This window comes from Polaromonas sp. P1_G4, assembly GCF_056405475.1.
In genome coordinates, this window is sequence record NZ_JBFUCA010000144.1 from 1 (window position 1) to 8,829 (window position 8,829).

Annotated in this window: 9 protein-coding genes; 5 read left to right on the forward strand and 4 right to left on the reverse strand. The window is 62.9% G+C overall.

Annotation, left to right across the window (positions count from 1 at the left end):
* Nucleotides 1–354 (reverse strand): gamma carbonic anhydrase family protein (locus tag AC1D1X_RS09385; RefSeq protein ID WP_477698183.1); only part of this gene is annotated, 354 nt, incomplete at its 3' end.
* A gap of 150 nt (nucleotides 355–504) precedes the next feature.
* On the opposite strand from AC1D1X_RS09385, the gene AC1D1X_RS09390 reads away from it, so the two are divergent.
* Both AC1D1X_RS09390 and AC1D1X_RS09395 read left to right on the forward strand, forming a co-directional pair.
* Nucleotides 505–1,317, forward strand: coding sequence for a ferritin-like domain-containing protein (locus AC1D1X_RS09390; protein ID WP_477671130.1), 813 nt, complete (start codon nucleotides 505–507; stop codon nucleotides 1,315–1,317).
* A 98-nt stretch (nucleotides 1,318–1,415) separates the two neighbouring features.
* Nucleotides 1,416–2,690, forward strand: a complete 1,275-nt coding sequence (locus tag AC1D1X_RS09395; RefSeq protein ID WP_477671131.1) for a class I SAM-dependent methyltransferase — start codon at nucleotides 1,416–1,418, stop codon at nucleotides 2,688–2,690.
* A 12-nt stretch (nucleotides 2,691–2,702) separates the two neighbouring features.
* On the opposite strand, the gene xerD is transcribed toward AC1D1X_RS09395, so the two are convergent.
* Complete coding sequence (gene xerD, locus AC1D1X_RS09400) at nucleotides 2,703–3,605, reverse strand: site-specific tyrosine recombinase XerD (RefSeq protein WP_477671132.1); 903 nt, start codon at nucleotides 3,603–3,605, stop codon at nucleotides 2,703–2,705.
* Between the two features lie 89 nt (nucleotides 3,606–3,694).
* The gene (locus tag AC1D1X_RS09405; RefSeq protein ID WP_477698184.1) at nucleotides 3,695–4,675 is read right to left on the reverse strand and encodes a tripartite tricarboxylate transporter substrate binding protein BugE; all 981 of its coding nucleotides are present in this window, start codon (nucleotides 4,673–4,675) and stop codon (nucleotides 3,695–3,697) included.
* A gap of 109 nt (nucleotides 4,676–4,784) precedes the next feature.
* Here AC1D1X_RS09405 and AC1D1X_RS09410 point away from each other — a divergent pair, with 109 nt between their 5' ends.
* On the forward strand, nucleotides 4,785–5,690 hold the full coding sequence (locus AC1D1X_RS09410; protein ID WP_477671134.1) for an AEC family transporter: 906 nt from the start codon (nucleotides 4,785–4,787) through the stop codon (nucleotides 5,688–5,690).
* An 80-nt stretch (nucleotides 5,691–5,770) separates the two neighbouring features.
* On the opposite strand, the gene queG is transcribed toward AC1D1X_RS09410, so the two are convergent.
* Nucleotides 5,771–6,823 carry a tRNA epoxyqueuosine(34) reductase QueG gene (queG, locus tag AC1D1X_RS09415; protein WP_477671228.1) on the reverse strand — a complete coding sequence of 351 codons (1,053 nt, stop codon included), beginning with the start codon at nucleotides 6,821–6,823 and terminating at the stop codon, nucleotides 5,771–5,773.
* A gap of 15 nt (nucleotides 6,824–6,838) precedes the next feature.
* Here queG and tsaE point away from each other — a divergent pair, with 15 nt between their 5' ends.
* Nucleotides 6,839–7,345, forward strand: coding sequence for a tRNA (adenosine(37)-N6)-threonylcarbamoyltransferase complex ATPase subunit type 1 TsaE (gene tsaE, locus AC1D1X_RS09420; RefSeq protein WP_477671135.1), 507 nt, complete (start codon nucleotides 6,839–6,841; stop codon nucleotides 7,343–7,345).
* Complete coding sequence (locus AC1D1X_RS09425) at nucleotides 7,342–8,733, forward strand: N-acetylmuramoyl-L-alanine amidase (protein ID WP_477671136.1); 1,392 nt, start codon at nucleotides 7,342–7,344, stop codon at nucleotides 8,731–8,733. Before tsaE ends, AC1D1X_RS09425 begins: the two co-directional genes overlap by 4 nt.
* The last annotated feature ends 96 nt before the right edge of the window (nucleotides 8,734–8,829 follow it).

The following is an 8,829-nucleotide window of genomic DNA, read 5'->3' on the forward strand; positions in this document are numbered from 1 at the left end:
GCCCGCGCCTACCAGGCAGTTCTTGCCGATCTTCGCGTGATTGAGCACCACCGCCTGGATGCCGATCAGCGAGCCATCGCCGATGGTGCAGCCGTGCAGCATGACCTGGTGGCCGACCGTGACGTCTTCGCCGAGGGTGAGGGGCACGCCCATGTCGGCATGCAGCACGCTGTTGTCCTGGACATTGGTACCCCGGCCTACCGTGATGGTTTCGGTGTCGCCCCGGATCACCACGCCAAACCAGACGCTGCAGTCTTCGCCAAGCCGCACATCGCCAATCACCTGGGCGTTGTCGGCCACCCAGGCAGATGCAGGAACGGTGGGGGTCAGCTTGTCCAATTGGTAAATAGCCATGCGTTCTCACTCAAAATTAAAGCCAAAGGCCACAGGCAGGAAAGAGCGCGGCAGCCATGTACTGATTGTAAGGAGGCCTCCCCCTGCCATCCAGCACAAGCCGCCGGCAGCCAATCCAGACATCCCCGAGGTATCAACGACAATGGATTCATGACGGACCTACCGGCCCCTGCAGAACTGCGCCAGCAAGCGCTGCAGGCCCTGCTCGCCACAAATCCGGAACAAAAAGTGCTCCTGACCCAACAGGCACACGCGCAAGCAGCTACTGTTTTGATAGCAACGGAGCTGGTGATTCCCGCGGTGCCTAGCTTGCCCGGGTGCCCGGAACGGCCGGAACTGCGGTCCCACCTCGACGTCCCCAAGCGCTCACCGTTCACTCACGAAGGATTGGCGGCCCTGCTCCATGCCGTCACCCATATTGAGTTCAACGCGATCAACCTCGCCCTGGACGCCATCTGGCGTTTTGCCGGCATGCCGCGGGCCTACTACCTGGACTGGCTGCAGGTGGCGGCCGAAGAAGCCCACCATTTCAGCCTGCTGCGCGCCCATCTCCAGGCCATGGGTTACGACTACGGCGATTTCCCCGCACACACGGGCCTGTGGGACATGACCGCCAAAACCGAAGGCGATGTGCTCGCGCGCATGGCGCTGGTGCCACGCACCCTGGAGGCCCGCGGCCTGGACGCCACCCCGCCCATGCAGGCGAAACTGCGCAAGGTCGGTTCTCCCGAAGCGCTTCGGGCCGTCGACATCCTGGACATCATCCTCGCCGACGAGATCGGCCACGTCGCCATCGGCAACCACTGGTATCGCCACCTGTGCGCCCAGCGGGGGCTGGACCCGGTGGCGACCTATCCGGTGCTAGCCAGGCAGTATGGGGCGCCTCGCCTGAAGGGCCCGCTGAACCTGGACGCCCGCCGGCGGGCTGGTTTTGACGAGGTGGAACTGGCGCTTCTGGTCTAGGAACAGACGCCAGGACGCGGCGAATTCCTACACATACAGTCACGGCAGGGATTTTCGAACAGCGCTAGACTGCAAAACTCTTGAAAAGGAGTTTGCGCATGATCCGGCATCTCGTCCCAGACATCCCTTCGCAAATGCCGGGCTTGCCCGCGGACATCGCCTTGCAGCTGCCGCAGGGCCAGCGTCTCGGAGAGCCCAACGCCCCCGTCAAGCTCGCGTTTTCGCACTGGTCCTCCATCGCCCGCCTCAAGGCCGGCCAGATCGGCGCCCTGGCAGAGGACTACGTCGAAGGCAAGCTTCAACTGGAAGGCGCCATGCGCGACGTGATGCGCGCCGTCACCAAGCTGCTTCCCGGCAACCCGGTGCAAAGCGACACAGGCTGGTGGTCCGGCCTGCTGCACCGCGCCAAGTCCCTGGCCGCCCACACCCAAAGCCGGGATGCAGCGCAAATCCAGTTCCACTATGACGTGTCCGATGCCTTCTATGCGCTCTGGCTCGACCCCCGACGGGTGTATTCATGCGCCTACTACAGCGACAACGCCATGACATTGGCCCAGGCCCAGGAAGCCAAGCTCGACCATATCTGCCGCAAGCTCATGCTCAAGCCCGGTGAACGGTTTCTTGATATTGGCGCCGGCTGGGGCGGCTTGCTGCTGTGGGCCGCTGAGCACTACGGCGTGGACGCCACCGGCATCACGCTGTCGAAAAATCAGCATGCGCATGTGCAGCGCCTGATCGAGGAAAAAGGCCTGGGCGGGCGCGTGCGAATGGAGCTACGCGACTACCGCGACATGCCGGAGGATCAGCCCTTTGACAAGGTGTCCTCCGTGGGCATGTTTGAGCACGTGGGCCACGCCAACATGACCGGCTACTTCCAGAAAATCATGCGCCTGCTGGCACCGGGCGGGCTGGTCATGAACCACGGCATCACCGCCGGCGGCCTGGAAAACCGCCAGCTCGGCGCCGGCATGGGTGACTTCATCGAAAAGTACATCTTCCCGGGCGGCGAGCTGATGCATGTCAGCGCCGTACTGGAGCATATGTCACGCGCGGGCCTGGAGATGGTGGACACCGAAAACCTGCGCCCGCACTATGCCCGCACGCTGTGGAACTGGTCAGACGCGCTGGAAGCCAAGCTGGACGAGGCGCGCCAGGTGCTGGTTGCGGATGGCGGCGCCGAGCGCGCCGAGAAGACGCTCCGGGCTTATCGTCTTTACCTGGCGGGCAGTGCGATGAGTTTTGAGCAGGGCTGGATTTCGCTGCACCAGATGCTGGCGGCGCGGCCCTCGGGCGATGTGCACAACACCGCCGTCACCGGCGCCCAATCAAGCTATCCCTTCAGCCGAAACTATATGTACAGCGCCGCCCCTTGAGGGCTCCACCGCTCAACCTCGAGGGTGATGCTGCGCATGCAGCGCCTTCAGCCGTTCACGTGCCACGTGGGTATAAATCGTGGTGGTGGAAATATCGGCATGCCCCAGCAGCATCTGCACCGCGCGCAAATCGGCGCCGTGGTTCAGCAGGTGTGTGGCAAACGCGTGGCGCAAAGTGTGGGGTGACAGCGGCGAGTTGATGCCGGCAAGCCGTGCATATTTTTTCACCAGCATCCAGAACATCACGCGGCTCATGCCCTTGCCATGGCCGGTGACAAACAGGTCGTCGGTCTGTTGCCCGCCCAGGATGGCCGGACGGGCGTCCGCCAGGTATTTCACAATCCATTCCCGCGCCACCTGGCCGAAGGGCACCAGCCGTTCCTTGCTGCCTTTGCCCATGACGCGAAGCACCCCTTCGTTCAGTCCCAGGTGAAATGTCTTGAGGCCCACCAGCTCGCTCACACGCAGGCCGCTGGCGTACAGCAGCTCCAGCATGGCGCGGTCGCGCTGGCCCAGCGGCGTGTCGTCGTCGGGTGCGGCCAGCAGTGCTTCAACCTGGGCTTCGCTCATGACTTTGGGCACCCGAAGCGCCTGCTTTGCCGACTGGAGTTTGAGCGTCGGATCTGCAGCAATCAGGTGTTCGCGCAATGCCCAGCGAAAGTAGCGCTTGAACACCGTCAGGCGCCGGTTGGCGGATGTTGCCTTGGTCGCAGCGTGCCGGGCCGAAAAGTAGCTGTTGAGGTCGGCCTCCGCCGTCTCGTCAAGTCTTCGCCCTCCCTGCTCCCTGGCAGCCAGCCAACCGGCGTAGAGCGACAGGTCGCGGCGGTAAGCCGCCAGCGTGTTTTTGGACAGCCCGTCTTCCAGCCACAAGGCGTCAATAAACCCATCAATACTGGACTGGCTTTCTGGCTGCATGGGGTGACCATAACAAAAAAGCCGCCGCACATTTGAATGCACGGCGGCTTACGGGTAGCTTCACATCCGGTCGTGCCGGATTCCCAGCCTTATTCGAGCTTGAGCTTGGCCGAATCGACCACCTTTTTATAGACATCAAATTCGGCCTTGATCTGCGCCGTGAACTGCTCAGGCGTATTCGCAATGATCAGGGAGCCGGTGTCTTCGATCCGTTTGCGTATCGCCGGGTCTTCCAGCGACTTCTTCACGCCGGCGCTGACCTTGTCGACCACGTCCTTTGGCAAACCCTTCGGGCCGATGATGCCGTAATAGGCCATGCGGTTCACAGGTTCCAGGCCGACTTYCTTGAAGGTGGGCACATCCGGCAGCACGGCCAGGCGCTGGGGCGCGGCCACCACAATGGGGATCAGGCGTTTTTGCTGGATGAATGGCAGGGCCGACGGCAGGTTGTCAAAAATCATGGGCACCTGCCCCGCCACCGTGTCGTTCAGGGCCGGACCTGCACCGCGGTAGGGAATGTGCGTCACGAAGGTGCCCGACATGCTCTTGAAGAGCTCCATCTGCAGGTGACCGATGCCGCCGGTGCCCGAGGATGAATAGGAATACTTGCCGGGGTTCTTTTTGAGCTCAGCCACAAACTCCTTGTAGTTGCGCGCCGGAAAGCTCGGGTGAACCGCAATGATGTTGGGCGTTGCCGCAATATTGATGATGGGCGTGAAGTCCGTCAGCGTGTTGTACGGGATCTTGGGGTTGATGGCGGGATTGGCCGCGGTGGTGGACACCGTGGCCACACCCAGCGCATAGCCATCGGGAACGGCGCGCGATGTCTCGAGTGCGCCCACCACGCCGCCGCCGCCGGCCCGGTTTTCGACGATCACGCTCTGGCCCAAGGCCTTGCCCAGGGGCTCGGAGATGACGCGGGCGACGATATCAGTGGTGCCACCGGGTGCAAACGGCACCACGAGCTTGACCACCTTGTTGGGATAACCCTGTGCCAATGCGGGGCCTGCGGCGGTGCCCAGCGCAAGCGCGGACACCACGGAATAGGCAAACAGATAACGACGTTGCATGTTCAGTCCTTCAATAAAACAGCAGAAATGGTAATCGCAACATTCATGCCCCGCAGTTGTGGATTACGCATAAGGGCAAACCCGGGGGGATTGCGGTTATTCTCGGCGAGTGAACTACGCGCAGCTTCTTTTTCCCGACTTTTCCCTCATTGTTTGCGGCTACCTTGTCTGCCGCTACACCGCCCTCAACCGCACCGTATGGGAACAGGTGGAGAGCCTGGTTTATTACTTTTTGTTTCCGGTCCTGCTTTTTCATTCAATCGTCAAAAGCCCGCTGGACCTGGGCGCCGCCTCCAGCCTCATCAGCGCCGGTATCCTGCTGGGGGTTGCCGGTATTGCGATGGCCTACAGCCTGCCGCACCTGCCATGGCTGGGCAGGCACATCGACTCGCGTGAGCACGCCGCCAGCGCGCAAGTGGCATTTCGCTTCAACTCCTTCATTGCGCTGGCCCTGGCCGACCGGCTGGCGGGCAGCCAGGGCCTGCAGCTGATCGCCGTGCTGATTGGTGTGTGCGTGCCGCTTTTCAACGTGGCGGCGGTGTGGCCCATGGCGCGGCATGCCCAGCGCGGTTTCATGGGCGAGCTGGTGCGCAATCCGCTGATCCTTGCCACGGCCACAGGCCTGGTGGCCAACCTGCTCGGCTTTACCCTGCCTGTCTGGCTCGAACCCACGGTGACCCGCATCGGAGCCGCCTCGCTGGCACTGGGCCTGATGGCGGCAGGCGCCGGCATGCAGTTCGGCCACCTGTCGCAAGCCAAAACGCTGGCAGTGGCCGTGCTGTCGATACGGCACCTGTTGATGCCGGTCATGGCCCTGGGCCTGTGTAAAGCCTTCGGGCTGTCGCCGGTGCAAAGCACCATCCTGTTGGCGTTTTCTGCCCTGCCGACGGCTTCCAGCGCGTACGTGCTGGCGGCGCGCATGGGGTACAACGGGGGTTACGTGGCGGGTTTGGTGACGCTGTCCACCATCCTGGGCGTAGTCAGCCTGCCGTTTGCGCTGGGTGTTCTGCGTTAGGGAGAAGCCGGCAAATTGCTATTGATTTAATAGCTGCTTGCGCACACCCTTAAAGGGCTGCAGGCCAATTTCATTCAAATTTATTGACCGAGGGCCCAAGCCACATGTTCCCGCACCAGCTCGCTGGGAGAAGCGGCATGCATTTGCAGGGCTTCGCGCAGGGGCGTTCCCGCCTCAGGATCGAGCACCCGCAGGGCATTGCCCATGGCCACCGCAATATTGCGCAGCCAGCGTTCATGGCCTATACGGCGTATCGGGCTGCCTTCGGTGAATCGCAAAAAATCCGCCTCCGTCCAGCCGACCAGAGTGACGAGTTGCTGCCCGGTCAAGCTGCTGCGCTCGTCAAAGTCGGGCAAGGCGCTACGCTGGGCGAACTTGTTCCACGGGCAGACCAGCTGGCAGTCGTCGCAGCCATAAATCCGGTTACCCATCAGCGGACGAAGCTCCAGCGGGATCGGGCCCACGTGTTCGATGGTGAGGTAAGAGATGCAACGCCGCGCATCAAGTTTGTGGGGCGCGATGATCGCCTGCGTGGGGCATACGTCAATGCAGGCCTGGCAAGTGCCGCAGTGCGGCGTCACCGGCTCGCTGGGCGGCAGGGCAATGTCGACGTAGATTTCCCCCAGGAAGAACATGGAGCCCGCTTCCCGGTTGAGCAGCAAGGTGTGTTTGCCACGCCAGCCCTGGCCGCTGCGGGCTGCCAGTTCGGCCTCCAGCACAGGCGCAGAGTCGGTGAAAGCCCGATGGCCGAGCTGGCCGACGTGGCCGGAGATGCGTTCGCTGAGCTTTTGCAGGCGGGTGCGCATGATCTTGTGATAGTCGCGGCCACGTGCATACACCGATACGATCCCTTCCGCAGGCCGCTCAAGCCGGCTGAACTCCAGGGCCTGCCATTCGCCTGGGGCGGCAGCCGTCGATGCGGGCAGATAGTCCATGCGTGCCGTGATGACGCTGATGGTGCCCGGAATCAGCTCGGCCGGCCGGGCCCGTTTGAGCCCGTGCGCCGCCATGTAATGCATGTCACCATGGAAGCCTGCAGCGAGCCAGGCTGATAATCCAGGCTCGGCCGACGATAAATCCACACCGGCCACGCCAATTTGCGAAAATCCAAGCTCGCGCGCCCAAGTTTGAATTTGAGAAACGAATTGATGACTGTTCAAAGAATTGCTGGCGGGCACCCGCTGATTGTAAAAAACATTGCCTGGCAGGACGAAGCGGCCACGGCAGCCTTCGCGCAGACACTGGCGCGGCATCCCTCCATCGTGCGCGCACTGGTCGAACTGCAGGGCGACCTGGGCGCCGGCAAAACGACCTTCGTGCGTCACCTGTTGCAGAGCCTGGGCGTCGAGGGCCGCATCAAAAGCCCGACATATGCGGTGGTTGAGCCCTACACCCTGCCCGCGTCCAGCCGGCACGCCGGCCTGAACATCTGGCACTTCGACTTCTACCGTTTTAACGATCCCCGCGAATGGGAAGAAGCCGGATTCCGCGACATCTTTGCCAGCCCGGGCCTCAAGCTCGTCGAATGGCCCGAGAACGCCGGCCCGCATCTGCCGCAGCCCGACCTGCTGCTGCAGCTGGAAGTCCTGCCTGATGAAACGCGTGCCGTCACCCTGACAGCCCACACGCCCACGGGCGTGGAGCTGCTGGCATGAAGCGCCGGACCCTGAACCGCCGCAGCGCCCTGCAACTGGGCAGCTTGGTGCTTCTGCTGGGTGTGCAGCACATCGCGCGCGGCGCAACCATCGTGGCGGTACGTGTCTGGCCGTCCAAAGACTACACGCGGCTCACCATCGAGTCCGACGGCGAAATCAAGGCAAAACAATTTTTCGTCGCCGACCCGCCGCGCCTTGCCGTCGACATGGAAGGCATAGACCTGATTCCCGCGCTGCGCGAACTGGTCGCCAAGGTGAAATCCGACGACCCGAATATCTCGGGCATACGCGTGGGGCAAAACGCCCCTGGCGTGGTGCGGCTGGTGATAGACCTCAAGCAGCCCATACAGCCGCAGGTGTTCACGCTGCCGCCTGTGGCCGCCTACCAGTACCGGCTGGTGTTTGACTTGTACCCGACGCAGGTCGCCGACCCGCTCGAAGCCCTGATTGCCGAGAAGCTCGCCGACAGGCAACCAGGCGCAACGCCCGCGCCTGCCAATGACCCTATTGCCGACCTGATCGCACGGCAGTCGGGCAAGCAGGCCGACGGCAAGCCACCGCCGGCAGTCGTCGCGGAAAAAGACAAGGACAAGACCCACGGGCCAACGACCGGCCCTGCCACCCCCGGCGGCGCCAAGACCTCGCCCGAAGCGGCCGTCATTGCGAAGAACAAGACCGACCGCCTCGTCATCGTCGCGCTGGACCCGGGCCATGGCGGAGAAGACCCCGGTGCCGTCGGCCCCGGCGGCACGCGCGAGAAAGACGTGGTGCTGCAGATCGCGCACCGCCTGCGCGACCGCATCAACCAGCAGCCCAATATGCGCGCCTACCTCACGCGCGATGCCGACTTCTTTGTGCCGCTGCATGTGCGCGTGCAAAAGGCGCGTCGCGTGCAGGCCGACCTCTTTATCAGCATCCACGCCGACGCATTTTTTACGGCGCGTCCACAGGGCGCCAGCGTGTTCGCGCTCAGCGAAAAAGGCGCGTCCAGCAGCGCCGCGCGCTGGATCGCCGACAAGGAAAACTCGGCCGACCTGGTGGGCGGCATCAACGTCAAGGCCAAGGACGCCCAGGTACAGAAAGCTCTGCTCGACATGAGCACCACGGCGCAGATCAACGACAGCCTGAAGCTCGGCAGCGCCATGCTGGGCGAGATCGGTAATGTCGGCAAGCTGCACAAACCGAAAGTCGAGCAAGCCGGCTTCGCTGTCCTGAAAGCGCCTGACATTCCCAGTGTGCTGGTGGAGACCGCCTTTATCAGCAACCCCGACGAAGAAGCMAAACTGCGCAGCGACGAATACCAGGTACAGCTGGCCGACGCCTTGATGCGCGGCATCACGCGCTACTTCGCGCGCAACCCGCCACTGGCGCGCAACCGCGCCGTTTAAGCACCGCATCGGCGCACATTGATGCGCCGAAAATTACCACCAAAGACCGCGGCAAGCCGACATGCCGCGGCAACTTTCTCCTACAACCTCCAAATA

Coding starts and splice junctions, on each gene's coding strand:
- AC1D1X_RS09390 (WP_477671130.1), top strand. CDS start 505: ATGACGGACCTACCGGCCCCTGCAGAACTGCGCCAGCAAGCGCTGCAG.
- AC1D1X_RS09395 (WP_477671131.1), top strand. CDS start 1,416: ATGATCCGGCATCTCGTCCCAGACATCCCTTCGCAAATGCCGGGCTTG.
- xerD (WP_477671132.1), bottom strand. CDS start 3,605: ATGCAGCCAGAAAGCCAGTCCAGTATTGATGGGTTTATTGACGCCTTG.
- tsaE (WP_477671135.1), top strand. CDS start 6,839: ATGACTGTTCAAAGAATTGCTGGCGGGCACCCGCTGATTGTAAAAAAC.